The organism is Kitasatospora sp. NPDC053308, from assembly GCF_055585785.1.
The window spans coordinates 452,523-477,230 of record NZ_JBVJJY010000006.1; the positions used below are offsets into that span (position 1 = coordinate 452,523).

23 protein-coding genes and 1 riboswitch are annotated in these 24,708 nt (G+C 74.2%); of the genes, 11 read left to right on the forward strand and 12 right to left on the reverse strand.

Features of this window, described 5'->3' with window-relative positions; translation table 11 throughout:
• Positions 1 to 259: 259 nt before the first annotated feature.
• Both ACZ6Y7_RS17495 and ACZ6Y7_RS17500 read left to right on the forward strand, forming a co-directional pair.
• Positions 260 to 1,609, forward strand: a complete 1,350-nt coding sequence (locus ACZ6Y7_RS17495) for a class II 3-deoxy-7-phosphoheptulonate synthase (protein WP_465758746.1) — start codon at positions 260 to 262, stop codon at positions 1,607 to 1,609.
• A 218-nt stretch (positions 1,610 to 1,827) separates the two neighbouring features.
• Positions 1,828 to 2,151: a (2Fe-2S)-binding protein gene (locus ACZ6Y7_RS17500; RefSeq protein ID WP_465758747.1), complete on the forward strand. Its 324-nt coding sequence runs from the start codon at positions 1,828 to 1,830 to the stop codon at positions 2,149 to 2,151.
• Between the two features lie 18 nt (positions 2,152 to 2,169).
• Here ACZ6Y7_RS17500 and bfr read toward each other — a convergent pair whose 3' ends face one another.
• Complete coding sequence (gene bfr, locus ACZ6Y7_RS17505; RefSeq protein ID WP_465758748.1) at positions 2,170 to 2,649, reverse strand: bacterioferritin; 480 nt, start codon at positions 2,647 to 2,649, stop codon at positions 2,170 to 2,172.
• Between the two features lie 229 nt (positions 2,650 to 2,878).
• Between bfr and ACZ6Y7_RS17510 the strand changes: the two genes are divergently transcribed.
• Entirely contained in the window at positions 2,879 to 3,508 is a 630-nt protein-coding gene (locus ACZ6Y7_RS17510; RefSeq protein ID WP_465758749.1) for a sulfite oxidase-like oxidoreductase, read from the forward strand.
• A gap of 72 nt (positions 3,509 to 3,580) precedes the next feature.
• Here the strand turns inward: ACZ6Y7_RS17510 and pknB are convergent, their stop codons facing one another.
• The 4 genes from pknB to thiO all read right to left on the reverse strand — a co-directional run bounded on the left by pknB (position 3,581) and on the right by thiO (position 7,696).
• Entirely contained in the window at positions 3,581 to 5,359 is a 1,779-nt protein-coding gene (pknB, locus tag ACZ6Y7_RS17515; RefSeq protein ID WP_465758798.1) for a Stk1 family PASTA domain-containing Ser/Thr kinase, read from the reverse strand.
• Positions 5,360 to 5,482: 123 nt separating this feature from the next.
• The gene (locus tag ACZ6Y7_RS17520) at positions 5,483 to 6,280 is read right to left on the reverse strand and encodes a thiazole synthase (RefSeq protein WP_465758750.1); all 798 of its coding nucleotides are present in this window, start codon (positions 6,278 to 6,280) and stop codon (positions 5,483 to 5,485) included.
• Between the two features lies 1 nt (position 6,281).
• Positions 6,282 to 6,518, reverse strand: coding sequence for a sulfur carrier protein ThiS (gene thiS / locus ACZ6Y7_RS17525; RefSeq protein WP_465758751.1), 237 nt, complete (start codon positions 6,516 to 6,518; stop codon positions 6,282 to 6,284).
• On the reverse strand, positions 6,515 to 7,696 hold the full coding sequence (thiO, locus tag ACZ6Y7_RS17530; RefSeq protein ID WP_465758752.1) for a glycine oxidase ThiO: 1,182 nt from the start codon (positions 7,694 to 7,696) through the stop codon (positions 6,515 to 6,517). The genes thiS and thiO overlap by 4 nt, the downstream gene beginning before the upstream one ends.
• Positions 7,691 to 7,803: riboswitch (TPP riboswitch) on the reverse strand. It overlaps the preceding gene by 6 nt.
• An 83-nt stretch (positions 7,804 to 7,886) precedes the next feature.
• Between thiO and ACZ6Y7_RS17535 the strand changes: the two genes are divergently transcribed.
• From ACZ6Y7_RS17535 to thiE, 3 genes are read left to right on the forward strand one after another with little or no spacing between them, the layout of a single operon-like run.
• Complete coding sequence (locus ACZ6Y7_RS17535) at positions 7,887 to 9,092, forward strand: NAD(P)/FAD-dependent oxidoreductase (RefSeq protein ID WP_465758799.1); 1,206 nt, start codon at positions 7,887 to 7,889, stop codon at positions 9,090 to 9,092.
• Positions 9,093 to 9,144: 52 nt separating this feature from the next.
• Positions 9,145 to 9,510 (forward strand): Rv2175c family DNA-binding protein, encoded by a 366-nt coding sequence (locus ACZ6Y7_RS17540; RefSeq protein WP_465758753.1) that lies wholly within the window; start codon positions 9,145 to 9,147, stop codon positions 9,508 to 9,510.
• A complete protein-coding gene (thiE, locus tag ACZ6Y7_RS17545; protein ID WP_465758754.1) occupies positions 9,510 to 10,157 on the forward strand; it encodes a thiamine phosphate synthase in 648 nt (215 codons plus the stop codon). Before ACZ6Y7_RS17540 ends, thiE begins: the two co-directional genes overlap by 1 nt.
• Positions 10,158 to 10,303: 146 nt before the next feature.
• On the opposite strand, the gene ACZ6Y7_RS17550 is transcribed toward thiE, so the two are convergent.
• On the reverse strand, positions 10,304 to 11,419 hold the full coding sequence (locus ACZ6Y7_RS17550) for a polyprenyl synthetase family protein (RefSeq protein ID WP_465758755.1): 1,116 nt from the start codon (positions 11,417 to 11,419) through the stop codon (positions 10,304 to 10,306).
• A 229-nt stretch (positions 11,420 to 11,648) separates the two neighbouring features.
• On the opposite strand from ACZ6Y7_RS17550, the gene metF reads away from it, so the two are divergent.
• Both metF and ACZ6Y7_RS17560 read left to right on the forward strand, forming a co-directional pair.
• The gene (metF, locus tag ACZ6Y7_RS17555; protein WP_465758756.1) at positions 11,649 to 12,563 is read left to right on the forward strand and encodes a methylenetetrahydrofolate reductase [NAD(P)H]; all 915 of its coding nucleotides are present in this window, start codon (positions 11,649 to 11,651) and stop codon (positions 12,561 to 12,563) included.
• 222 nt (positions 12,564 to 12,785) lie between these two features.
• Positions 12,786 to 13,631 carry a hypothetical protein gene (locus ACZ6Y7_RS17560; protein WP_465758757.1) on the forward strand — a complete coding sequence of 282 codons (846 nt, stop codon included), beginning with the start codon at positions 12,786 to 12,788 and terminating at the stop codon, positions 13,629 to 13,631.
• Positions 13,632 to 13,695: 64 nt separating this feature from the next.
• Here the strand turns inward: ACZ6Y7_RS17560 and ACZ6Y7_RS17565 are convergent, their stop codons facing one another.
• Positions 13,696 to 15,189, reverse strand: coding sequence for a phytoene desaturase family protein (locus ACZ6Y7_RS17565; protein ID WP_465758758.1), 1,494 nt, complete (start codon positions 15,187 to 15,189; stop codon positions 13,696 to 13,698).
• A gap of 49 nt (positions 15,190 to 15,238) precedes the next feature.
• Positions 15,239 to 15,859 (reverse strand): DUF4126 domain-containing protein, encoded by a 621-nt coding sequence (locus ACZ6Y7_RS17570; protein ID WP_465758759.1) that lies wholly within the window; start codon positions 15,857 to 15,859, stop codon positions 15,239 to 15,241.
• 573 nt (positions 15,860 to 16,432) lie between these two features.
• On the opposite strand from ACZ6Y7_RS17570, the gene ACZ6Y7_RS17575 reads away from it, so the two are divergent.
• From ACZ6Y7_RS17575 to ACZ6Y7_RS17585, 3 genes are all read left to right on the forward strand, one after another.
• Complete coding sequence (locus ACZ6Y7_RS17575) at positions 16,433 to 17,014, forward strand: SAV_6107 family HEPN domain-containing protein (RefSeq protein ID WP_465758760.1); 582 nt, start codon at positions 16,433 to 16,435, stop codon at positions 17,012 to 17,014.
• Between the two features lie 45 nt (positions 17,015 to 17,059).
• Complete coding sequence (locus ACZ6Y7_RS17580) at positions 17,060 to 17,812, forward strand: methyltransferase domain-containing protein (RefSeq protein ID WP_465758761.1); 753 nt, start codon at positions 17,060 to 17,062, stop codon at positions 17,810 to 17,812.
• Positions 17,813 to 18,293: 481 nt separating this feature from the next.
• Positions 18,294 to 18,683: a DUF3040 domain-containing protein gene (locus ACZ6Y7_RS17585; RefSeq protein WP_387623388.1), complete on the forward strand. Its 390-nt coding sequence runs from the start codon at positions 18,294 to 18,296 to the stop codon at positions 18,681 to 18,683.
• A 114-nt stretch (positions 18,684 to 18,797) separates the two neighbouring features.
• Here ACZ6Y7_RS17585 and ACZ6Y7_RS17590 read toward each other — a convergent pair whose 3' ends face one another.
• The 4 genes from ACZ6Y7_RS17590 to ACZ6Y7_RS17605 form a co-directional block, all read right to left on the reverse strand.
• Positions 18,798 to 21,239 carry a transglutaminase TgpA family protein gene (locus tag ACZ6Y7_RS17590; protein WP_465758762.1) on the reverse strand — a complete coding sequence of 814 codons (2,442 nt, stop codon included), beginning with the start codon at positions 21,237 to 21,239 and terminating at the stop codon, positions 18,798 to 18,800.
• Complete coding sequence (locus ACZ6Y7_RS17595) at positions 21,236 to 22,558, reverse strand: DUF58 domain-containing protein (RefSeq protein ID WP_465758763.1); 1,323 nt, start codon at positions 22,556 to 22,558, stop codon at positions 21,236 to 21,238. The genes ACZ6Y7_RS17590 and ACZ6Y7_RS17595 overlap by 4 nt, the downstream gene beginning before the upstream one ends.
• A gap of 1 nt (position 22,559) precedes the next feature.
• Complete coding sequence (locus ACZ6Y7_RS17600; protein WP_465758800.1) at positions 22,560 to 23,504, reverse strand: AAA family ATPase; 945 nt, start codon at positions 23,502 to 23,504, stop codon at positions 22,560 to 22,562.
• 355 nt (positions 23,505 to 23,859) lie between these two features.
• Positions 23,860 to 24,402, reverse strand: a complete 543-nt coding sequence (locus tag ACZ6Y7_RS17605) for a beta-class carbonic anhydrase (RefSeq protein ID WP_465758764.1) — start codon at positions 24,400 to 24,402, stop codon at positions 23,860 to 23,862.
• Positions 24,403 to 24,708 lie beyond the last annotated feature (306 nt).

Genomic DNA, 24,708 nt, shown 5'->3' on the forward strand with positions numbered 1-24,708 from the left:
GTCCCGCTCCCGGAGGGCCGTCTGCGCAGACGCCGACGGCCGCCCCGAGGGGCGGCCGTCGTGTGCGTCTAGGTACGCGCGATCGGTGGGCCACCCTCGGGGGAGGCCCACCACCAGGAGAGGTTGTGGGGCGCGTGCATGGGTCGAGACTAGCCGATCCGGCAGAACGCGTGAGCCGGGTCACGAGTGTTGTCCGAGATGTGTCTCACCACTCGGGCAATGGTCACGTATCGCTCGCGCCACCCCGTAGCCTTGCGGTGTGACCGCTACGACTGAGACATCGAGGGCTGCCCACTCCTGGCAGTCCCTGCCCGCGGCGCAGCAGCCTGAATGGCCGGACCAAGAGGCTCTGCGCAAGACCCTTGCCGAGCTCGCCTCGTATCCGCCGCTCGTCTTCGCCGGCGAGTGCGACCAGCTGCGCGCCCGGCTCGGAGCCGTGGCGCGCGGGGAGGCGTTCCTCCTCCAGGGTGGTGACTGTGCCGAGGCCTTCGACGGCGTCTCGGCGGAGCACATCCGCAACAAGCTGAAGACCCTGCTGCAGATGGCCGCCGTGCTGACGTACGCGGCCTCGGTGCCGGTGGTGAAGGTCGGCCGGATCGCGGGCCAGTACTCCAAGCCGCGTTCGAAGTCGACCGAGACCCGCGACGGCGTGACCCTGCCGGTCTACCGGGGCGACTCGGTGAACGGCTTCGAGTTCACCCCCGAGTCCCGGATCCCGGACCCGGAGCGCCTGAAGCGGATGTACAACGCGTCCGCCGCGACGCTCAACCTGGTGCGCGCGTTCACCACCGGTGGCTACGCCGACCTGCGCCAGGTGCACGCCTGGAACCAGGACTTCGTCCGCAACTCGCCGGCCGGCCAGCGCTACGAGCAGCTCGCCCGGGAGATCGACAACGCCCTGGCGTTCATGAACGCCTGCGGTGTCGCGCCGGAGGAGTTCAAGACCGTCGAGTTCTTCTCCTCGCACGAGGCGCTGATCCTCGACTACGAGACCGCGCTGACCCGCGTGGACTCGCGCACCGGCGAGCTGTACGACGTGTCCGGCCACATGGTGTGGATCGGTGAGCGCACCCGGCAGCTGGACCACGCGCACATCGAGTTCGCCTCGAAGATCCGCAACCCGATCGGCGTCAAGCTCGGCCCGACCACCTCGGTGGACGAGGCGCTCGCGCTGATCGAGAAGCTGGACCCGGAGCGCGAGCCCGGCCGCCTGACCTTCATCACCCGGATGGGCGCGGGCAAGATCCGCGATCACCTGCCCACCCTGGTGGAGAAGGTCACCGCCTCCGGCGCCAAGCCGGTGTGGATCTGCGACCCGATGCACGGCAACACCTTCGAGGCCTCCAGCGGGCACAAGACCCGCCGGTTCGACGACGTCCTGGACGAGGTCAAGGGCTTCTTCGAGGTGCACCGTGGGCTCGGCACCCACCCGGGCGGCATCCACGTGGAGCTGACCGGCGACGACGTCACCGAGTGCGTCGGCGGCGGCGACGAGGTCCTGGTGGACGACCTGCACCAGCGCTACGAGACGGCCTGCGACCCGCGGCTCAACCGCAGCCAGTCGCTGGACCTGGCGTTCCTGGTGGCGGAGATGTACCGGAGCCAGTGAACTCCCCGCCGCCCCGAGCGTCGGCACCGGGCCGCAGCGGCCCGGAGGCGAGCGGGCGGGCGACTGTGACGAAGGCCCCTCCGGTTTCGGGACTCCCGACACCGGAGGGGCTTTTTCACACCCGGATCGCCGGGTAAGGTGAGGCTTAGTGAACTAAGGCGAGCCTTAGTCAAGATCCGTTCCGCTTCACCCCGGGAGTGTCCGCGATGTACGTGTGCATGTGCCATGCGGTCACCGAGGACCAGGTGAAGCGGGCGATCGACGGGGGTGCCAACACCCCCCGCCAGATAGCCAAGGGCTGCAAGGCCGGCACCGACTGCGGGTCCTGCGTGCGCCGGATCCAGGCGCTGCTCGGTGAGCACGGCGCCCGGCCCTGCCCGACCGCCCGGCTGGCCGCGAAGCTCGGCCTCACCGACCCGCAGTCGCCGGAGGCGCCCGCCGCCCCCGCTCCGGCGGCGGCTCCCGCGACGGCTCCGGCCGCGCCCGCGATCGCCGTGCCGATCGCGCCGATCGCCCCGGTGCTGCCGCTGCGCGTGGCCTGAGGCCCGGGGCCCGGGTCCTCAGGACTCCGGCTGCTCGATGAGCTGGGCGAGGTAGAGCGGCTCGCCGAGCTTCTCCAGGAGCTCCAGCTGGGTGTCGAGGTAGTCGATGTGGTGCTCCTCGTCGGCCAGGATGTCCTCGAAGATGTTCGCCGAGGTGACGTCGTTCTTGGCCCTCATCACCACGATCCCGCGCTTGAGCCGGTCGATCGCCTCGATCTCGATCTGGCGGTCGGCCTCGAACATCTCCTTGACCGTCTGGCCGATCCGGACGTGGAACAGCCGCTGGTAGTTGGGCAGCCCCTCCAGGAACAGGATCCGGTCGGTGAGCGTCTCGGCGTGCTTCATCTCGTCGAAGGACTCGTGCCGGGTGTACTTGGCGAGCTTCGTCCAGCCGAAGTTCTCCTGCATCTTGGCGTGCAGGAAGTACTGGTTGATCGCGGTCAGCTCGGCGGTGAGCTGCTCGTTGAGGAACTCGATGACCTCGGGATCGCCCTGCATGGCGGTGCCTCCTGCGCTCGTCCTGGGGTGGGGCCTGCGCTGGGCATCCTGGCACCGTGGCGGGAAGAATTTCCAGTAAGTTCACACTCACTAGGACATGTGTCGGAATATCCGATTTGGGCGGAGCTGTCGGGTCGGGCGATCGACTCCTGGCCCGTACGGGCGGGGCGTGAACCGAGTGCGAAGGGGCGCGCATCGGCGGCCGCCCGCCGTCTGTCACCATGGATCCATGGGTCAGTCCACTCACGAACCGCTTCCGCCGTCTGACCCGAGGCTCCCGCCGGGCCAGCGCGCACAGCGCGGCTGGCCCGCTCTGCACTACGGGCCGGTGCCCCGCTTCAAGCCGCTGACCTGGGACCTCCAGGTGTTCGGCGCCACCGCCTCGGCGGAGAAGCACAGCTGGGACTTCGAGGCCTTCAACGCCCTGCCGCGCACCACCGTCGTCGCGGACCTGCACTGCGTCACCAAGTTCTCGGTGCTCGGCAACGCCTGGACGGGCGTGTCGGCCGCCGCCGTGCTCGACCTGGTGCCCCCGGCGCCCGGCGTCACCCACGTGATGGTCTGGGCCGAGTACGGCTACAGCGCCAATCTGCGGCTGGCCGACTTCGCCGACCCGCGCACCCTGATCGCCACCCACCGCGACGGCGAGGCGCTGACCGCCGAGCACGGCTTCCCGGTCCGGCTGGTGGTGCCCCAGCTGTACGCCTGGAAGGGCCCCAAGTGGGTCCGCGCGGTGGAGTACATGCGGGCCGACCGGCGCGGGTTCTGGGAGGAGCGCGGCTACCACAACCTCGCCGACCCCTGGCGGGAGCAGCGCTACTCCTACCAGGAGGAGCCGGGCGACGGCCCGCTGCGCTGACACCGGACGGGGCGAGCGGGCTGGAGAGGTGCCGGACGGACGGGAACCGGACGGGGGCGAGCCGGGCCGACCCTAGAAGAGCGAGAACCTGACCGTCACCGCGCTGCGCTGCGGCCGCCGCTCGCCCGCCGCCGGGGACTGGCCGTTCACCTTCACCGCGCCGAACACGTCCCAGCCGGTGGTCTGCATGGTGAAGCCCGCCGCCTGCAGCGCCTTCTGCGCCTCGTCCTTGGTCATCCCGGTGACGTTCGGGACCGGCACCATGCCCTTGCTGACCACCAGCGAGACCGCGGCGTTCTCCTGCAGCTGCTGCCCGGCCGCCGGGGAGCTGCTGATCACCGAGCCCTCGGGGACGGTGTCGTCGTAGGTCTCGGTCACCGTGCCCCTGGTCAGCTGGGCGCCGGCCAGCGCGGCCGCGGCGTCGGCGGCGCTCTTGCCGACCAGGTCCGGCACCGCGATCCGCTTGGGCCCCTTGGAGACGGTGACGGTGATGTCGTCGCTGCGGCGGGTCCGCGCGCCCACCCCGGGGTCGGTGGAGATCACCTGCCCGGAGGGCACGGACTCGCTGTACACCTCGACGAAGCGGCCGTGCAGGCCCTCCTTGTCCAGGATCCGCTGGGCCTCGGCGCGGTCCTTGCCGAGCACCCCGGGCACCGAGCCGTACAGCCCCTCGGAGAGCCCGTAGGTGACGCCGCCGACCGCCAGCACCAGCGCGGTCAGCGCGGCGGCCCAGATCAGCGCCTTGCGGGGGATCCGGCGCAGCGGGCCGGGCCGGCGCTCGCGCACCGGCGTCGGCTCGTCGTACGGGCGCGGCTCGGTGAGCAGCTGGTCCATCAGCTCCGGCGGGACGTCCAGCACGCTGGTGCGCTCCGGCTGCGGGGCGTCGGCCGGCCGCGGCAGCGGCTGGATCACCGAGGTGGGCTCGCTGGTCGGGTAGCGCGGGCTGGGCCGGGTGGAGGCCGGCGGCTCGGCGTCCAGCTCGGCCGGGGCGAGGGTGCGGCGGACCCGCTGGAGGGCGGCGAGCAGCTCGACCGCGTCGTACGGGCGGCCCTCGACGGCCCGGCAGCAGGCGTCGGCCACTATGGCGTCCAGCTCGGGGCCGACGGCGGGGGAGATCAGCGAGGGGGCGGGGACGTCCTCGTGCAGGTGCTTGTACATGACCTGGACGGGGTTGTCGCCGGTGTGCGGGCGGCGGCCGGTGAGCATCTCGTACAGCAGGATGCCGGCCGCGTAGACGTCGACCCGCTGGTCGGTGGGGGCGTCCGGGAGGATCTGCTCGGGGGCCAGGTAGGAGACGGTGCCCAGGACCGTGCCGCCGGTCGCGGTGCTGGTCGAGGTGGGCGCGCCGTCGGCGGCGCCGAGCACCCGGACCAGACCGAAGTCGGCGACCTTGACCAGGCCGCCCTCGGTGATCAGCACGTTCTCCGGCTTGACGTCGCGGTGCACCAGCCCGGCCCGGTGGGCGGCGCCGAGGGCGGCGAGCACCGGCTCCAGGATGTCCAGCGCGGCCCGGACGGACAGGGCGCCGCGGTCGCGCAGCAGGTCGCGCAGGGTGCGGCCGGGCACGTACTCCATGGCGAGGAAAACGTTTCCGCCGTCCGCGCCCTGGTCGAAGACGTTGACCACATTGGGGTGGGTGAGCTTGGCGACCGCCTTGGCCTCGCGGATGAAGCGGGTGGTGAAACCCTCGTCGCCGGCCAGCGCGGGGTGCATCACCTTGAGGGCGACCACCCGGTCCAGCCGGGTGTCGGTGCCCTTGTAGACGGTGGACATCCCGCCGGTGGCGATGCGCTGCTCGACCCGGTACCGGTTGTCGAGCAGCGCGCCGATCAGGGGGTCGTGCAGTGCCATGTCCACCCGGCGAGTCTAGTGCCGGGCCGGGCCGCCGGACCCGGAGGACACTGCCCCGGGGCCCGGCTGTGCCCGGCTTGTGACACGCGTCCGTGACCGTCGCCGCGACGCGCGCCGCGGAATTCAGAACGCCGGGCGCTCCCGGGTGTCCAGATCGGCCCGGCCGGCCATCGCGGAGGAGGCTTCGGCGTGGAAGCGGCGCGGGATGCGGCCGGCCCGGTGGGCGAGCCGGCCCGCCTCGGCGGCGTGCCGCATCGCCTCGGCCATCAGCACCGGATCCTGGGCCCGGGTCACCGCGGAGGCCAACATCACGGCGGAGCAGCCCAGTTCCATCGCCAGCGCGACATCGGAGGCGGTGCCGGCGCCGGCGTCCAGGATCACCGGGACGCCCGCGCTCTCCACGATCAGCTGGAAGTTGTGCGGGTTGCGGATGCCGAGGCCGGAGCCGATCGGCGAGCCCAGCGGCATGATCGCGGCGCAGCCGACGTCCTCCAACTTGCGGGCGAGCACCGGGTCGTCGTTGGTGTACGGCAGCACCGTGAAGCCGTCGTCGACCAAGGTCTCGGCGGCGTCCAGCAGTTCGATGGGGTCGGGCAGCAGGGTGCGTTCGTCGGCGATCACCTCCAGCTTCACCCAGTCGGTGCCCAGCGCCTCCCGGGCCAGCCGGGCGGTCAGCACGGCCTCGCCGGCGGTGAAGCAGCCGGCCGTGTTGGGCAGGACGCGGATGCCGTTGCGGGTCAGCACGTCCAGGACGGAGCCCTGGGTGGTGGCGTCGACCCGGCGCATCGCGACGGTGGTGAGCTCGGTGCCGGAGGCCAGCAGAGCGCGCTCCATGATCTCCAGGCTCGGCGCGCCGCCGGTGCCCATGATCAGCCGGGAGGAGAAGGTCGCGCCGGCGATGGTCAGCAGGTCGTCGGCCATCTCAGCCTCCCTGCACGGCGGTGAGGATCTCGACCCGGTCGCCGGTGCGCAGCGGCGTCGCGGACCACGAACTGCGGGGCACCACGGCCTCGTTGAGCGCGGCGGCGACACCGGTTCCGGCCCGGCTGACGGTGGCCACCAGGTCGGCGAGGGTCGTCCCGGCGGGCAGCTCGCGGGGCTCGCCGTTGACGGTCAGGGTGATCGGAGCGGTGGTTTCGGGCGGTGCGATCTCGGTCATGCCAGGGCCTTCGTGGTGGAGCGGTCGGAGGAGAACCGGGTGGGGGTGAACGGCTGTGCCAGAGCGGGGAGTTCGCCGGTGGCCAGGTACTCGGAGACCAGGTCGGCGGTCACCGGCGTGAGCAGGACGCCGTTGCGGTAGTGGCCGGTGGCGGCGACCAGCCCGGGCAGGGACGTCGGGCCCAGCAGCGGCGCGTTGTCGGGCGAGCCCGGGCGCAGTCCGGCCGAGGTCTCCAGCAACGGGAGTTCGGTGATGCCCGGTACCAACTCGTGGGCATCGCGCAGGAGTTCGTACACTCCGCCGGCGGTGACCGTGGTGTCGTACCCCTGCTCCTCGGTGGTCGCGCCGATCACCAGCTCGCCGTTCTCCCGGGGTACCAGGTAGACGTGCTGACCGCGCACCACGGCGCGGACGTTGCGGGAGAGGAACGGCCGGTAGGCGTCCGGGATCCGCAGGCGCAGCACCTGGCCCTTCACCGGGCGGATCGCGGGCAGTACGCCCTCGGGCAGCCCGGCCAGCCGGTGGCTGTGCGGGCCGGCCGCGAGCACGACCTGTCCGGCGGTCACCGTCCCGTCCGTGCTCAGCCGGGCACCGACCGCGCGGCCGCCCGCGACCAGCAGCTCCACCGCCTCGGCCGGGCGGACGGCGACACCCGCGCGCTCCGCGGCCGCCCGCAGCGCGGTCAGCAGCCGGCGGCCGTCCACCTGGTGGTCGTCGGCGACGTGCAGGCCGCCGCGCACCCCGGGAGCCAGCATCGGCTCCAGCCTGCGGGCCTCCCGACCGGTCAGCCAGGTCGAGTCCAGGCCGAGCCGCTGGTGGAAGGCGTGCAGTTCGCGCAGTTCCTCGCGGTCGTCGGAGTCCAGTGCGACGGCGACGGTGCCGCACCGCCGGTAGCCGGTGTCCCGGCCGCCGCCGGCCTCGCCGAGCTCGGTGGCGAAGGCCTCGTACCGCTGGTTCGAGGCCAGGCCGAGGCGCAGCAGCGGCTCCTCGCCGTACTGGAGCTCGGTGACCGGGGCGAGCATCCCGGCCGCGACCTTGGCCGCCCCGCCGCCGGGGGAGGGGTCGACCACGACGGTCCGCAGTCCGCGCTGCGCCGTCCGCCAGGCGACGGCGAGGCCGATGATGCCCCCGCCGATCACCAGGACATCGGTGTCGGCGTCCGATGGCACGCGTGTCACAGCTGCTCTTCTCCCTTCGCCGGTATGACCCGGATCAGGTTCGGACGGTCGCAGGCCGTGTCAGCCCGCCTCTCAGCCCGGTTCGCCGGGCTCCCGCGATGGTGCCCCCACCATAACGCCGGGCCGGGCGTAGCCGAAGGGCCGTACGAAGGGTGGACGGCCCCCGGGGGGTGCGGCGGTGCTGAGTACAGTGACGGGCGTGGCAGAGCTGAGCGGAACGGATCGGGTGGTCGTCGTCGGGGCCGGGCTGGCGGGGGCGCAGTGCGCCCTGAAGCTGCGGCAGGGCGGGTGGCGGGGGCGGATCACGCTGGTCGGCGAGGAGCCGCACGCGCCGTACGACCGGCCGCCGCTCTCCAAGGACGTGCTGCTCGGCAAGAGCGACAGCACCGCCCTGGACATCGACTACGCGCACCTGGGCATCGAGGTCCTCACAGGCCGCCGGGCCACCGGCCTCACCCCCGGCGTGCTGCACACCGACCAGGGCGACCTCCCGTACGGCTCGCTGGTGATCGCCACCGGCGCCGTCCCGCGCGCCCTGCCCGGCGCCGAGCGGGCGCACCTGCTGCACACCCTGGACGACGCGCTGGCGCTGCGCGCGCTGCTGCGCCCCGGGGTGCGGCTGGTGCTGGTGGGTGCGGGCTGGATCGGCGCCGAGGTGTCCACCGCGGCGCGCGAGGCGGGCTGCGAGGTGACGGTCGTCGAGGCGGGCCCGGCGCCGCTGCCCGGCGCGCTGCCGACCGCGGTCGGCTCGGCGATGGCCGCGTGGTACGCCGAGGCCGGCATCGACCTGCGCTGCGGGGTCGGGGTGGCCGCCGTCGAGCCGGGCGCGGTGCTGCTGGCGGACGGCTCGCACCTGCCCGCCGACGAGGTGGTGGTCGGCATCGGCGCCCGGCCCGCGACCGCCTGGCTGGCGGGCTCCGGCGTCGAGCTGGACGGGACCGGCGCCGTCGTGGTGGACGAGCGGCTGCGCACCGGCGTGCCCGGCGTGTTCGCGGCCGGCGACTGCGTCAGCTACCCCTCGGCCCGGGCCGGTGCCCGGCTGGCCGTCCAGCACTGGGACCACGCGCTGCAGTCCGGCGAGGCGGTGGCGGCCGCCGTCCTCGGCGCGGAGGCGCCGCCGTACGACCCGGTGCCGTACTTCTGGTCCGAGCAGTTCGGGCGGATGGTCCAGTACGCGGGCCGGCACGCCGAGGGCGACGAGCTGCTGTGGCGCGGTGGCCCGCGGGACGCGTCCTGGGCGGTGCTCTGGCTGCGCGACGGGGTGCCGAGCGCGCTGCTGACCGTGGACCGGCCGCGCGACCTCACCCAGGGGCGGAAGCTGATCGAGCGCGGCACGGCGCTGGATCCGGCCCGGGCGGCCGACCCGGCGGTGCCGCTGAAGGCGGCCGTGGCGTAGCGGCGGGCGGGGGCGTGTGCGCGGCGGGGCACCGAGGTGGCAGTCTGGTGCCGTGAGTGAGATCGATGCCAAGACCGAAGCCCTGGTTCCCGAGTGGCTGTACCTGCCCGACATCTCCGAGCGGTGGGGTGTGCTGGTCACCGAGGTCCGCAACATGGTCAAGAAGGGTGACCTGATCGCGGTCCGCCGCGGTCCCAACAAGTCGCTGCAGGTGCCCGCCGCCTTCATCGACGAGCACGGCCCGGTGAAGCATCTCGTCGGCCTGCTGACCGTGCTGCGCGACAGCGGGTTCAGCGATCCGGAGATCATCGAGTGGATGTTCACCGAGGACCCGTCGCTGCCCGGCACCCCCGTCCAGGCGCTGTGGGAGAACCGCGCGACCGAGGTCAAGCGCCGCGCCCAGGCCATGGCCCTCTGATGACGGACCTCCGGACGGGGCTCGCCGACGCCCGGCTCTACCTGTGCACGGACGCCCGCCGCGAGCAGGGCGACCTCGCCGAGTTCCTGGACGCGGCGCTGGCGGGCGGGGTGGACATCGTCCAGCTGCGCGACAAGGGCCTGGAGGCCAAGCAGGAGCTGGCGGCCCTGGAGGTCTTCGCCGACGCCTGCCGCCGCCACGGCAAGCTGCTGGCCGTCAACGACCGCGCCGACGTCGCCCACGCGGCCCGCCCGGACGTGCTGCACCTCGGCCAGGACGACCTGCCGGTGCCGGCCGCCCGGGCGATCCTGGGCGAGGACGTCCTGATCGGCCGGTCCTGCCACGCCGAGTCCGAGGTGGACGCGGCGATCGCCGAGCCGGGGGTGGACTACTTCTGCACCGGCCCGGTCTGGCCGACCCCGACCAAGCCGGGCCGCCCGGCGCCGGGCCTCGGCCTGGTCTCGTACGCGGCGCGGCAGGCCACCGACCGGCCGTGGTTCGCCATCGGCGGGATCGACCTCGGCAACCTGGACGAGGTGCTGGCCGCCGGCGCGCGCCGAATCGTCGTGGTCCGGGCCATCACCGCCGCGGAGGATCCGCGGGCGGCCGCCGCCGAGCTGTCCCGTCGGGTGCGCGCGGCCGTCTGACACGACGCCCACCCGGGCGGCTCCGGCACCGGGGCGCCGCGGCTCCGGGCCGCTCCGGGCCGGGCCGCTCCGGCTCCGGGCGGCTCCGGACCGCTGTGACACCGGGCCCCGGTGGCGTCGAGACCGCCGCCGGGGCCCGTCGTCGCTCAGTACTTGCGGACGGTGGCGGCCTCGGCCAGGGCGAGCAGCACGCCGCGGGCCCGCTCGTCCGCCAGCGGCGCCGCCTCCAGCGCGGCCAGCGACTGCCGCATCAGCTCCTCGATCCGGCGTTCCACCAGCTCGGGCGCGCCGCTGCGGGCGACCAGCTCGCGCAGCCCGGCGACCTCCTCGGCCGCCAGGTCCGGCGCGCCGAGCCGCTCGTCCAGGTGCCGGGCGCCGTCGGCGGGCAGGCCGCGCATCGCGTGCGCGACCAGCAGGGTGCGCTTGCCCTCACGCAGGTCGTCCCCGGCGGGCTTGCCGGTGACGGCCGGATCCCCGAAGACCCCGAGCAGGTCGTCCCGCAGCTGGAAGGCCTCGCCCAGCGGCAGCCCGAACGCCCCGAGGGCCTCGACCAGCTCCGGCCCGGCCCCGGCCAGCAGTGCGCCGACCTGCAGCGGCCGCTCGATGGTGTACTTCGCGGACTTGTAGTGCAGCACGGTCTGCGCCCGGTCCAGCGCGCCCTCGTCGGTGGAGTCGCCGGCCACCGGCTCCAGCACGTCCAGGTACTGGCCGAGCATGACCTCGGTGCGCATCAGGTCGAAGGCCGGCTTGGCGGCCAGTACGGCGGCCGGCTCCAGGCCCGAGCGCAGGAACAGCTCGTCGCACCAGATCAGCAGCAGGTCGCCGAGCAGCACCGCGGCGGAGGCGCCGTACTGCTCGCGGTCGCCGCGCCAGCCGCTGTCGCGGTGCAGGGCCTCGAAGCGGCGGTGGACCGAGGGCAGGCCGCGGCGGGTGTCGCTGCGGTCCATCAGGTCGTCGTGGACCAGGGCGCTCGCCTGGAGCAGCTCCAGCGCGGCGGCCGCGCGGGCGATCCCGTCGCCTCCGGAGCCGTCGCCGGGGCCGCCGGCGGCGCGCCAGCCCCAGTAGCAGAAGGCCGGGCGCAGCCGCTTGCCGCCGTCCAGCAGGAAGTCGCGCAGCGCGTCGGCGGCCGGGACCAGCTGGGGCGAGATCCTGCCGAGCAGCGCGGACTGGCCGTCCATGAACGCGGCGAGCGCGGCGTTGACGCGTGTGCGGACGTCCTCCACGTCAATGGGGTTGGCCGGCCGGGTGCTGGACGAGGTCACGATGGGGCTCCGCTGATTGTCTGGGGTGCAGCAAGCGTAGCGGGGCGGCTGGGAACGGGCGTGCGAGCGGGGACGCGCCCGCCCGCCTCCGGGTCGAAGAGGGCGTGTCGAAGGTGCGTCCGAGCCGCCGCACGGCTGCCCGACGGCCGATCGGAACGCTGTCCATCACTGGTCTCAATCCGTGGAATCGGGTTGTCCGGCCTCAGTCCAGGGCGGATAGCCTGCCAACATGGCACTCGGTATCGCTTCCACGAGAACGGATCGCGCACTGACGGTCCGCGAACTCCTGGCGGCCGGCAAGCGCTCATTCTCCTTCGAGTTCATGCCGCCGCGCACCGAGGTGGGCGAGCAGAAACTCTGGGACGCCATCCGTCGACTCGAACCGCTCGACCCGAACTTCGTCTGCATGACGTACGGCGCGGGCGGCTCCTCGCGCGAGCGCACGGTCAACATGGTCGGCCGGATCGCCACCGAGACCACGCTGACGCCGGTCGCCCACCTGACCGCCGTCGACCACTCGATCGCGGAGCTGCGCAACATCATCGGCCAGTACGCGGACCAGGGCGTGCGGAACGTCCTCGCGGTCCGGGGCGACCCGCCCGGCGACCCGATGGGCGAGTGGGTCAAGCACCCCGAGGGCGTCACCTACGCCTACGAGCTGGTGGAGCTGATCAAGGGCATCGGCGACTTCTGCGTCGGCGTCGCGGCCTCGCCGAACATGCACCCGCGCTCCACGGACTGGGACGACGACATCCGGCACTTCGTCGCGAAGATCCGCTCCGGCGCGGACTACGCGATCACCCAGATGTTCTTCGAGGTCGACGACTACCTGCGGCTGCGCGACCGGGTGACGGCCGCCGGCTGCGAGACGCCGATCATCCCGGAGATCATGCCGGTGACCAACGCCAAGCAGCTGGAGCGCTTCCCGCAGCTCAGCGGCTCGGCCTTCCCCGCCGACCTGGAGGCCCGTCTGCGGGCGGCCGTCGACGACCCGGCGGCGCTGCGGGCCATCGGCATGGAGCACGCCACCGCGATGGCCGAACGGCTGCTCGCCGAGGGCGCGCCCGGTCTGCACTTCATCACGCTGAACCACTCGACGGCGACGCTGGAGATCTACCAGAACCTGGGACTGCACCAGCGCTGAGCCGCGGGCCCCGGGGCCGATCGGGGGAGATCGTGCCGGTCCGGGGGCCGGCGCCGGGTGTTCACGAGCCCGTCACCGTCCCGACGGGGGCGGGCTCGGTCGTGTGCGGCCGGGCTCCGCGGGCGCCGGGAACGCGATGCGGTACCCCGGCCGTTGAACCGGTACAGTCGCCGGACACGCGCGGCGTGGACGCGCGGGCACGCGACTGGAGGTAGCGGGCGGATGGGCATCGGATACCTGCTGCTGTACGCCGCGTTGGCGGTGGTGGCGCTCTGGCTGGTCGCCGAGGTGCTGCTGCAGAACCGGGCGCCGCTGCACTGGCGGGTCCTGGCCCTGGTCGGCTTCCTGGGCGTGGCCGCCGGGATGAGCCTCGGGTCGGTCGTGGTGATCGGGGCGGGCGCCGCGCTGTTCGCGGTCGGTCAGGCCTTCGTCACGCTCTCGGTCAAGCGCGGCTACCGCAACGGCTGGTCGCTGCGGAAGGCCGACGGCAGCCTGCCGGCCCCGCTGGACAAGGTGCCGCTGCTCGGCGCCCTCACCGGCGGCGGCGCCGCGGTGGCGGCCGTCGCGGTCGCCGAGGAGCGGATCGGCGAGGTCAGCGCCGTCGAGGAGCCCCCGGCCGCGCAGTCGGCTCCCGAGGAGGAGGCGCCGGAGGTCGAGCAGACCGCCGCCTTCGAGATGCAGGAACTCGCCCAGGACGGCGTCTACGCCCCCGGGTACTACGAGCAGCAGCAGCCGCAGCAGGCCCAGGACCCGTACGCCGCCGCCTACCAGAGCGGCTACGACCAGCAGCAGTGGCAGACCCAGCAGCAGCCCGGCTACGCCTACGACCAGTCCTACGGCTACCAGCAGCAGGCCGCGCCGCAGCAGGACCCGTACGGCGGCTACCCGCAGCAGGACCCGTACGGGGGCTACCAGCAGCACCAGCAGGCCTGGGACCCGAACGTCCAGCAGCAGGACCACCAGCAGTGGCAGCCCCAGCCCGACCCGCACACCCAGGGCATCCCGCAGCAGCCGGCGTACGACCAGAACTACGGCTACCAGCAGCAGAACACCTGGCACCAGGGCTGAGACGCGACGAAGGGCGGCGGGGGCCGGCACCGGCCCCGCCGCCCTTTCCGTTCCCGCTTTCCCGCTACGCGGGTCCGACCAGGCCGGCGGCGATGCAGGCCGACATGCCGACGCGGGCGAGCCCGCCGCCGGGGTGGGCGGTGCCGCCGATCAGGTAGAGGCCGGGGACGGGGGTCTCGTTCGCCGTCTTCAGCCAGGCGCCGTCCGCTCCGGCGAGGACGGGCAGGGCGACCGAGCCGCCCGGGGCGCCGGTCTCCCGGCGGGTGTCCTCCGGGGTGCGCACGACCCGCCACAGCACCCGCTCGCGCAGGCCGAGACCGGCCGCGTCGACATGGGCGAGCAGCCGGTCGGCGTAGCGGTCGGCGGCGCCGGGGGCCGTCCAGTCGACCGCGCCCTGGGCCGGGACGGTCGCGGTCAGCACCACGCTCTCGTGCCCGTCGTCCGGGCGCAGCGCCGGGTCGTCGGGGCGCAGCACCTGCACGGTCGGGCGCTCGCACAGCGGGGCCGCGCCGGTCAGCGCCCGCTCCTCGGCGGCGGGGTCGGCCGCGTGCACCACCGTGCGGTGCGCGGTGCCCTCCGGCCGGGGGCCGCGCAGGGCGAGCAGCACGCTGAACCGGCCGGGCGCCCCGGACGGCCGCCAGGCCCCGGCCGGCTTCCCCGGCCACTCGGCCAGGCCGCCGCCGAACAGCGCGCCGGCGTCCATCGCCGAGAGCACCAGGTCCGCGTCGATCCGGCCGTCCGCCGTCTCGACGCCGCGGGCCCGGCCGTCCTCGACCACGACCCGGGTGACGGGTGTGCCGAAGCGGAAGTCGACCTTGCGCAGCTCGCAGCGCCGGTACACCGCCTCGGCCAGGGCGCGCAGGCCGCCCCGGACGTACCAGACGCCGAAGGACTGCTCCATGTACGGCAGCACGGTGGCCCCGGCGGGGGCCCGGCCCGGTACGAAGCCGTACCGGACCGCGGACTCGAACAGCAGGGCGGTCAGCCCCGGGTGGCTGTCCAGCTGCCGCGCCGCCACGTCGTGCAGGGTCCACGGCGCGGCGCGGCGCAGCCGGGCCAGCCCGGTGCGTGGCGGGACGGGGTACGGGTCGGTGCCCAGGAACGCCCGGTCGGCCGGGAGCGGCTCCTCCAGCAGCGGGCGCCGGGTGGCCTCCCAGACCGTCCGGCCGTGGTTCATCACGGCGCTCCAGCGGGCGCCGGAGCCGGCCCCGAAGGCCTCGTCCAGAGCTCGGCCGACGCCGCCGCGGGAGGCGTTGGGCAGGGTGACGGCGGTGCCGTCGGGGAACAGGTGCCGGCTCTCCGGCTCGACCGGGGCCAGCTCGACCAACTGCTCCAGCGGCTCCTTGCCGGTCTTCAGCGCGAGGTCGCGGTAGACGGCGGGCAGGGCGAGCAGCCCGGGCCCGGTGTCGAAGCCGAAGCCGTCCCGCTCGTAGCGGCCGACCATGCCCCCGTAGGTGCCGCCCGCCTCGCAGACCGTCACCCGGTGGCCGAGGGTCGCCAGCCGGGAGGCTGCCGCGAGCCCGCTCATTCCTGCGCCGATGATGACGATCCGTGCCATGGCAGACGATCCTAGGGCCCGCTCTCACAGGCGGGCCCAGGGCCCGGCCTCACACCCCCGGTTGCCCGGCGTACGCGGCCTGGGCGGCGCGGGCGGCCTTGCGCTCGCGGCGCCGGGCCCGGAAGGCGCGGATCTTGCTGATCGCCAGCCAGACCAGCAGCAGGCCGACGGCCAGGACCACGGCGGCGATCGAGGCGGCCAGCCAGGGGTGGAAGATCGCCAGGGTGACCAGACCGGCCACCGAGAGGTCCTCCACCATGCTGACCACGATGTTGCTGGCCGGCTCGGGGGAGGTGTTGACGGCCATCCGCAGCGAGGCCTTCACCAGGTGGCTGACCAGCGCCGTGGTGCCGCCCATCGCCCCGGCCGCGACCTCGCTGAGCGAGCCCGGGTCGTTGCTCGCGATCAGCACGCCGACGGTGGCGCCCGCGATCGGGCGGATCACGGTGTGCACGACGTCCCAGACGCTGTCCACGTACGGGATCTTGTCGGCCACCGCCTCCAGCGTGAACAGCACGGCGGCCGCGACCAGCACGTCCGTGCGCTCCAGCGCGTGCGGCACCGACGGCGCGTCGGCGAACCGCCCCAGCAGCCCGAGCAGCAGCACCACCGCGTAGGCGTTGATGCCGCTGGCCAGCCCGCTGGTGAAGATCAGCGGCAGGATCGTCATGGTCTCCCCCTCGTCGCAGACCCGGGCGGGCACCGCCCGGTCACGCCGTACCGTACCGGGACCGGGACGCCGCCCGGGCGGGTGCCGGTTCCCCCGCCGGGGACTGAGTACGGATACTCAGCTGCGCGGTTGAGTAGCTGAGCGGATGGTCTCCGACCTGCGGAGACGGGAGAGTGGTGGCACCCGGGAGGGCGGCGCGTCGGGCGCAGGCCCACCCGGGTGGCGGATCCGTCCGTCCCCGTCCGGCCGCGAGGCCGGGGGGACGGCGGCGGAGATCCGCGACGGGGCTGGTCACGGTCCCCGCACCGCCGACACGGGGCGGCGGAGCGGACCGGGGGGAGACCGGCCACGGGGGAGTTCGCCACCGCCGCCCACGGGGGGAACGGCGGGGCGACGGCAGCAGGCGGCGAGCGCGGACCGGGGGAGGGTCCGCGCTCGCCGCCGCGCTGCTTCCTGCCGCGCTGCTTCCCGCCGCCGGGCCGAACCCGGAACGGACGGATTGTCAGTGGTGCCGTCCACGATGGAGGGGCACGGACCATCCGGTCCGCGCGCTGCCTCGGAACGGGGGAGACCATGACCATCAGCCACCCTGAGCCCGTCACCGCCCGCCTCCACTCCGCCGCCCTCCCGTCCACCCCGGAGCCGCCGGGCGGACGCCCCGCCGGCCGGGACGTCCACCCGGTGCTGCGCCGGATCGCCGCACCGCCGGCCGCCCTCGACCTGCTCGCCGACGCCCACCGCACGCTCGCCCGGGCCCGTGCCCTGGACGATCCGCTCGAGCGCTACGCCGCCGCCCACCTCGCCGCGCTGCGCACGGTGGCGGCCGTCCTCGCGGTGCGCGGCCGCCCGGAGAAGAACCCGCGGCGGCGCAAGGCCATCCGCAGCGCCTGGGAGGTGCTGCCCGAGGTGGCCCCCGAACTCGCCGAGTGGGCGCCGTACTACGGCGCGGGCGCCCGCCGCCGGGCCGCCGCCGAGGCCGGGATCCGGGGCGCCGCGTCGGCCCGGGACGCGGACGACCTGATCCGCAACACCGCGTTGTTCCTGCGCCTGGTCGAGCGGCTGCTGGGCCTGCGGGCCGTCCCGCCGGCGCCGCGGCTCCCGCTGGACGCCGACGAGCGGCCGGGGGGAGCGGAGCCGCCCACCCGTCAGGCTTAAGGTGGAGGCATCCTGATCGAACTGCACGTGCCAAGGAGCCCGACCTTGTACCCGACGCGTCCCCGCAGTGCCCTGCGTACCGCCGTGGTGTGGGAGGTGGTCCGGGCAGCCCTGGAGAAGCGGTCGGCCGAGCTGGACCAGCCGGTGCTCGACGTGGTCGACACCGGCGGCGGCACCGGCAACTTCGCCGTGCCGGTGGCCAAGCTCGGCCACCGGGTCACGGTGGTCGACCCGAGCCCCGACGCGCTGTTCGCCCTGGAGCGCCGGGCCGCCGAGGCCGGCGTGACGGACCTGGTGCGGGCCGTCCAGGGCGACACCCAGACGCTGCCCGAGCTGGTCGCCCCCGGCAGCGTGGACGCGGTGCTCTGCCACGGCGTGCTGGAGGTCGTGGACGACCCGGCGGAGGCGCTCGGCAGCCTGGCCGGCACCCTGCGCAAGGGCGGCCTGGTCAGCCTGCTGGCCGCCAACCGCAACGGCGCCGTGCTGGCCCGCGCGCTGGCCGGCCACTTCACCGAGGCCCGGACGGTGCTCTCCGCCGTCGACGGCCGCTGGGGCGAGCACGACCCGATGCCCCGCCGCTTCACCGGCGAGGAGCTGGGCCGGCTGGCCGAGGCCGCGGGCCTGCGGGTGGAGTCGGTGCACGGCGTCCGGGTCTTCTCCGACCTGGTCCCCGGCGTGCTGGTGGACACCGAGCCGGGCGCGATGGAGGCGCTGCTGAAGCTGGAGGAGGCCGCCGCCGCGCAGCCCGCCTTCCACGCCGTGGCGACCCAGCTGCACCTGCTGGCCACCCTGGCCTGAACGGGCCCGCCCCGGGCCTTCGCGGAGCCTTCGCGAGATCTTCCGCCGCCGTACGGTTCGCACACCGTACGGCGGCGGTTCGTGTTCCGGTCGTGCACCGGTTCCCGGACCGGTCGTGCACCGGTTCGCGGCCCGGTCGGCCGACCGGTTTCCGCTCCCCGGGGGCGGAGCTCCCCAGGTCCGGACCGATTCCAAAGGATCGGGCACTTGTCCGGGGCGTGGCGCGTTGACACCGGTGCGGCCGTGCCCGGTCGAAGTGGCCCGTCCCACGCGGCACGGACCACCCCGTAACGGGCCCACGGACCGTATGATCTGGGTAAAGCCGGAAAGCATGACAGCCGGATGCGTGGGGCATATGGACGACACGGGCCGGGCCCCCCGCACAGGCGTCCGACCGTGTGCCCCAAGGCTGATTGGACTTGCCTCCCCGACCGGGGTGGGCGGACCGGTCGCATCCGCGACCGACGAGTAGGAGGACTCCGTGCCGCTCTCGGAGCACGAGCAGCGACTGCTCGACCAGATGGAGCGAGCGCTGTATGCCGAAGATCCCAAATTCGCGTCGGCGCTCGAGGGAACCGGGCTGCGCACCTACACCCGTCGGCGGGTCTACCTGGCCATCGCCGGCTTCGTGGTGGGGATCGGCCTGCTGATGGGCGGCATGGTCGTTCCGGATCAGATCTGGGTCAGCGTCGTGGGCTTCCTGGTGATGCTCGGGTGCGCGGTGTTCGCCGTGACCGGCTGGCGCCGCGGGCCCGCGGGCCAGGGCTCCGGGCCCCGCCAGGCCGCGGCCCCGCGCCGCAAGGCCGGGATGATGGACCGGGTCGAGCAGCGCTGGCAGCGTCGTCGGGACGAGCAGACCGGCGGCTTCTGATCCGTCGGGCCGCACGGCGCGGCCCGGCCGTTCAGGCGCTTCCAGACCAGAACGCCGGGGGCGGGCAGTCGATCGACTGCCCGCCCCCGGCGTCTGCCGTGTCCGGCCCGGGGCTCAGGACCGCTGACGCTCCGACGAGGAGGCGTCCGGTGCGGGCCGCCGGGTGAAGACCCGTCGGACCGGAGCGGAGACCGCCTCGACCGTCCGGGCCACCGCGGTGCCGACGACCGTCCGGGCCGCCCGTGCCGCGTCGGAGATCCGCCACCAGAGCTGCGCCGAGGACGGCGGCAGCAGCAGCGCCCTGGTCCGTCCGGCCCGGCCGGCCTTCGCCCGCAGGCCGCGCCGGGCGGTGTGCACGTCGGCGGCCAGCGGCGCCGTGGTGACCTGCCCGGGCGGGGCGTACAGCACCCGCTCGGTGGCCAGGGCCAGCCGGCCGGCGGCGGCCGCCGAGTCCTCGTCCAGGTCCGCCTTCTCGGTGATCCGCCGGGCGGCCGAGCGCGGGGTGCGTGACTCGTCCGGGGGAATTCCGAGGTCCCAGGCGGAGTCGACCAGCTCGTCCCAGGCAGCCAGCACCTGGGCGTCCGTCAGCTCCGCGGGACCGCTCCCGCCGGGTCGGCGCCGCCCGCCACCGCCGAGTCGGCGGCGGCGCAGGGCCGTGCGCCACAGCATCGGGACGAGCAGCAGTGCGATCACCGCGAGCACGGCGGCGAGGGTGCCGAGCACCTGCCCGGACAGCAGCCAGGACTCCTCGTCCGCGTGGGCGGTGCTCCTGCTCTTCGGGCCGCAGTCGCCCAGCTGGCGCTGCTTGGCGGTGCAGTCCGCACTGGCGGAGGGCGCCGGGGCGGCCGTCGTGGGCTGCGCGGCCGCGGTCGCGTGCTGGGTGGGGGCGGCGGTCGGCGCGTTGGACGCCTCGGTGTAGTGCGTCGGGACACCGCGGCTCGGGGTCGGCTCGAAGCGCGTCCAGCCGTAGCCCGCGAAGTACAGCTCGGGCCAGGCGTGGTACATCCGGCCGGTCACCGAGTACTGGTTGCCGCCCTTGGTGTCGCCGGGGGTGAAGCCGACGGCGACCCGGGCCGGGATCTTCAGCGTCCGGGCCATCGCCGCCATGGTGGAGGCGTAGTGCACGCAGAAGCCCCGGCGGTCGCGCAGGAAGACCGCGATGGCGTTGCTGCCGGTGCCGGCGCTGACCGTGGTGTCGTACGTGAAGTCCGGCCCGGTGAACCAGTTGACCAGGGCCATCGCCCGGTCGTAGTCGTTCTGCGCCTTGCCGGTGATCGCCTTGGCCTGCTCGGCGACCACGCTCGGCAGGTCGGACGGGAGGGCGGTGTAGTGCTCCCGGATGTCCTGCGGCGCGATCGGCGCGAGGCGCAGCTCGTTGGCCGTGGGCCGCAGGTCCAGGGAGCTGACGCGGTAGCGCAGGCCGCGGATCGCCTTCTCCTTGGTCGGGACGACCGTGTGGGTCAGCGGGTCGAGCTTCCAGTCGCCACGGTTGGGGACCTGGACGGAGGCCGCCGGGTAGGGCATCGGCAGCCAGCTGTTCTCCAGCTGGTCGGTGATCTGGAAGTCGCCCTCGATCCGGGGGACGTCGGTGTTGCGCAGGCCTTCGGGGTGGGGCAGCGACTCCGGGAGGTCGTTGACGGCGGCGCTGCCGAGCCGCCAGCTGGTGCCGTCGAACTGGTCCAGCGAACCGGTCCGCAGGTACGTCTGGTCGGCCACGTCGCTGTCCATGCTGTAGCTGAGCAGCACGGCGTCGGTGGGCTTGGTGATCGCGGCCTCCAGGCTGACCAGCGGGTCGAGGCTGGTCGCCACGCTCCCGCCGCCGCCCTTGCCGGAACCGCCCGAGGAGCCGGAGTGCAGCAGCCCGGCGTCCCAGCGCGGCAGCACGACCGGGAGGAGCATCGCCACGGCCAGCGCGAGGACGCCGACCTGCTGGCCACCCGGGCTGATGCTGCCGGAGCTCGCCGTGCCGCGGTTGGTGCCGCGGAAGATCCGGCCCCAGCGGGACACCCGGTCCTGGCCCTCGGCGAACAGCAGCAGCAGGTAGCCGGCCGCGGCGACGGCGAACCAGAACCAGCTGCCGTGCTCCCCGGCCACGCCGTTGCCGACCGAGTAGAGCGCCAGCAGCGGCAGGCCGGCCAGCGCCGCGCGCCGGTAGGTCACCGCGATGGTGTCCACCACGACGGCGATCAGGCCGACCGCGGAGACCAGGATCAGCCGCAGGCCCGCGGTGGGCGGGGCCGGGATCGCGTACTGCTGGATGTCGTCCAGACCGGAGGCGAAGACGTGGTCCAGGACCCGCATCGAGGACGGTCCGGGCACCACGCTGCCGGTGAACCCGATGATCATCAGCAGGAGCAGCACCAGCAGCTGCCCGACCGGCACCGTCCAGCGGTACAGCGGGAAGCGGCGCAGGCCTGCTCCCGCCCCCGCGAGGACGGCGACCACCAGGACGGCGTGGGTCAGCCAGCTGCGGGTGATCAGCAGCGGCATCATGCAGAACGAGGCGAGGGCGGTGGCCAGCGCCGCGTAGATCGTCAGTTTGGCCCGGGTGGTCACGCGCCGGCCTCTTCTCGGTCGGGGGCGGTCGTCTTGGCGCCTTCGGCGGCCCGCCACAGGTCCGGCACGGAATCGCCGGCGCTCACCGGGATGACCGTCCAGCCGGCCGCGCGCAGCTGCCGGACCCTGGCCCGGAACTCCTCGCCGCCAGTGCTGGGGGCCAGCATCCGCAGGCCGGCCCAGGTGCCGGTGTCCAGCAGGAAGGCGATCGCCCCGCCGGTACGGCTGCGCAGGCGGCCCAGCCGGGCGGCCTGCGTGTCGTCCAGCTCGCCGAGGACGGCCACCAGCAGGCCCTCGCCGCCGGTGCGCAGCGGCTCCTCGGCGCGGGAGAGGGTGCCGCCGTCGGACAGGTCGGCGACCGCGAGGGCGTCCAGGATCAGCCCGGAGGTGTCGGCGGCGGTGTCCCGTCCGCCGGCGCCCGGCCCGGGCACAGCGAGTCCGGTGTCGGTGAGCAGCTGCGTCTGGTAGCCGCGCTCCAGCAGGTGCGCGGCCACGGAGGCGGCGCAGCCGATCGCCCACTCGAAGGAGGAGGCGGGGCCGCTGCCCCGGTGGCCGATCTCGCGGGTGTCCAGCAGGACGGTGGCCCGGGCCTTCTGCGGCTGCTCCTCACGGCGCACCATCAGCTCGCCGTACTTGGCGGTGGAACGCCAGTGCACCCGGCGCAGGTCGTCGCCGGGCCGGTACTCGCGCAGGATCACGTCGTCGTCGCCGGCCAGCGCCAGGGTGCGGCTGTGGCTCTCGCCCTGTCCGAGCCACTCGCCGCTGAGCCGGACGTACGGCAGGGCCTGGACCTGGGGGACGACGGTGAGGACGTCGCTGGCGGTGAACGCGCGGGTCACCTCGCACATCCCGAACGGGTCGGACAGCCGCAGCTGCAGCGGCCCGAGCGGGTAGCGCCCGCGCAGGTCGGAGCGGACCCGGTAGGAGACCTCGCGGTAGCCGCGCGGCTCGACCCGGTCCAGTACGAAGCGCGGGCGCGGCCCGAGCACGTACGGGACCTTGTCCTCCAGGAGCAGCACCCCGGTGGGCACCCGGGAGACGTTGTCCAGCCGCAGGTGGACCCGGGCCTCCTGGCCGGCGATCGCCCGGCGCGGGCTGAGCCGGCGGCCGCTGGCCACCCGGTAGCGGGTGTTGGCGACCACCACCACGGCGACCAGCGGCAGCGCGGCGAGCAGCACGCCGACGCGCAGCAGGGCGTCCTGGTCGAGCAGGTAGGCGCAGACCACCGCGGTCAGCCCGGCAGCGAGGAAGGACCGCCCCCGGGTGGTGAGGCCGTGGAACCCGGCCCGCAGCCCCGACGCCGAGTCGGACTGGGCCACCTCAGCCCCTCCGGACGGCCGGGCCGCCCTGCGGGCGCGGCAGCGGCAGGCGGGCGACCAGCTCGGTCACGATCTGCTCGGAGGTGCGTCGGCTGAGCTGGGTCTCGGCGGTCGGCATCAGGCGGTGCGCGAGGACCGGGACGGCGAGGCGCTGGATGTCGTCCGGGGTGACGTAGTCGCGGCCGTCCAGCGCGGCGGCGGCGCGGGCGGCCCGGACCAGGTGCAGCGTGGCGCGCGGCGAGGCGCCCAGGCGCAGCTCGGGGCTGGTGCGGGTGGCGCCGACCAGGTCGACGGCGTAGCGGCGGACCGGGTCGGCGATGTGCACGGTGCGGACCAGGTCGATCAGCTTGAGGATGTCGGCGGCGTGCGCGACCGGCTGGAGGTCCTCCAGCGGGCTGGCCCCGGCGTGCACGTCCAGCATCGCGAGCTCGGCCTCGGGGCTGGGGTAGCCGATCGAGATCCGGGCCATGAAGCGGTCGCGCTGGGCCTCCGGGAGGGGGTAGGTGCCCTCCATCTCGACCGGGTTCTGGGTGGCCACGACCATGAACGGGGAGGGCAGCTCGTAGCTGGTGCCGTCGATGGTGACCTGGCGCTCCTCCATGGACTCCAGCAGCGCGGACTGGGTCTTGGGGGAGGCGCGGTTGATCTCGTCGCCGACCACGATCTGGGCGAAGATCGCGCCCGGGCGGAACTCGAAGTCGTGCCGCTGCTGGTCGTAGATGTTGGTGCCGGTGACGTCCGAGGGCAGCAGGTCGGGCGTGAACTGGATGCGGCGCACGGTGCAGTCGACCGAGCGGGCGAGCGCCTTGGCCAGCATGGTCTTGCCGACGCCGGGGACGTCCTCCAGCAGCAGGTGGCCCTCGGCCAGCAGGACGGTCAGGGCGATCCGGACGGCCTCCGGCTTGCCCTCGATCACGCTCTCGACGTTGGCGCGGACGCGGTCCACGACCGCGGCGAGCTCGGGGAGTCCGACCTGCTGGTACCCGTTCGTCCTCTGCTCGCCCCCCGCAGGACCGCCGAGACCGGCCTGATCGTTGTAGCTCGTCACCCGTTTACGCTCCCTGGCACCTGTGCCCGCCCCGTGCCGAGGCCGGACCCCACCCCTGCTTGACGCGGCCGTCCCGGGGCCGGTTCCGATGGCGGATCCGGCGTGGGGAGGCGGCCTGCGGCCCGGCCGCCCCAGGTGGTTCGGGGTCCGACCGGCAGGCGCATTCTCCCCTGCGGGATGGCTCGAAGTCACCATTCGGTCGATCCCGAATGGGCGGCGGGGGCGGCGGGACCGGGGCAGGGCGAGGGCGGGGCTAGTCGATCTCGCGCAGCAGGCCGGTGTGGACGTCGAAGACGAAGCCGCGGACGTCGTCGGTGTGCAGCAGGAAGGGCGAGGTGCGGACGCGCTGCATGGACTGGCGGACGTCGCCGTCCAGGTCGACGAAGGACTCCACCGCCCACTGCGGGCGCTGGCCGACCTCCAGCTCCAGCTCGCGGCGGAAGTCCTCGGTGAGCCCGAGCAGGCCGCAGCCGGTGTGGTGGATCAGCGCGATCGAGCGGGTGCCGAGGGCGCGCTGGCTGATGGTCAGGGACCGGATGGTGTCGTCGGTGACGACGCCGCCGGCGTTGCGGATGACGTGCGCGTCGCCCAGTTCGAGGCCGAGCGCCGCGAACAGGTCGAGACGGGCGTCCATGCAGGCCACCACGGCGATCTTCTGCACCGGGCGGGCGTCCATGCCGCCGTCCTGGAAGGTCACCGCGTACTCGCGGTTGGCCGCGACGAAGCGGTCGATGATGGTGGGTCGGGCGGGGTCGGCAGCGGCGTTCGGCGTGGGCCGGCCGGGGGTCACTGTCATGTCGGCGACGTTAGTGCCGATCCGGCGTCCGCGGTGGGGTGGAGAGCTACAGAACCCGCCGCTGTGATCGAGCGCATAGCCACAACGGGAGGGTTTGTCCGAGCTGGTACCGGGGTGGGTCGTACGCGGTCGCTGGGAGGGGGCGCGCGACGGTGTCCGAGGGCCCCCGGATCGGGACGCCGCCGGGCCACCCCAACGGCCGCGACCTGCGGTGATCCGTACCGCCGCCCGGGTGGTGCGCCGGAGCGGACCATTGACTGGCAGGGCCCGCGCGATAGAGTTTGCGGCGCAGTGGAGCACACCCGC

Bases quoted from the DNA above. Each gene is read 5' to 3' on its own strand.
- metF (WP_465758756.1), top strand. From the start codon at position 11,649: ATGGCACTCGGTATCGCTTCCACGAGAACGGATCGCGCACTGACGGTC.
- ACZ6Y7_RS17520 (WP_465758750.1), bottom strand. From the start codon at position 6,280: ATGGCCGACGACCTGCTGACCATCGCCGGCGCGACCTTCTCCTCCCGG.
- ACZ6Y7_RS17510 (WP_465758749.1), top strand. From the start codon at position 2,879: ATGGGTCAGTCCACTCACGAACCGCTTCCGCCGTCTGACCCGAGGCTC.
- ACZ6Y7_RS17575 (WP_465758760.1), top strand. From the start codon at position 16,433: ATGACCATCAGCCACCCTGAGCCCGTCACCGCCCGCCTCCACTCCGCC.
- ACZ6Y7_RS17565 (WP_465758758.1), bottom strand. From the start codon at position 15,189: ATGGCACGGATCGTCATCATCGGCGCAGGAATGAGCGGGCTCGCGGCA.
- ACZ6Y7_RS17560 (WP_465758757.1), top strand. From the start codon at position 12,786: ATGGGCATCGGATACCTGCTGCTGTACGCCGCGTTGGCGGTGGTGGCG.
- ACZ6Y7_RS17500 (WP_465758747.1), top strand. From the start codon at position 1,828: ATGTGCCATGCGGTCACCGAGGACCAGGTGAAGCGGGCGATCGACGGG.
- bfr (WP_465758748.1), bottom strand. From the start codon at position 2,649: ATGCAGGGCGATCCCGAGGTCATCGAGTTCCTCAACGAGCAGCTCACC.
- thiE (WP_465758754.1), top strand. From the start codon at position 9,510: ATGACGGACCTCCGGACGGGGCTCGCCGACGCCCGGCTCTACCTGTGC.
- thiS (WP_465758751.1), bottom strand. From the start codon at position 6,518: ATGACCGAGATCGCACCGCCCGAAACCACCGCTCCGATCACCCTGACC.
- ACZ6Y7_RS17570 (WP_465758759.1), bottom strand. From the start codon at position 15,859: ATGACGATCCTGCCGCTGATCTTCACCAGCGGGCTGGCCAGCGGCATC.
- ACZ6Y7_RS17605 (WP_465758764.1), bottom strand. From the start codon at position 24,402: ATGACAGTGACCCCCGGCCGGCCCACGCCGAACGCCGCTGCCGACCCC.
- pknB (WP_465758798.1), bottom strand. From the start codon at position 5,359: ATGGCACTGCACGACCCCCTGATCGGCGCGCTGCTCGACAACCGGTAC.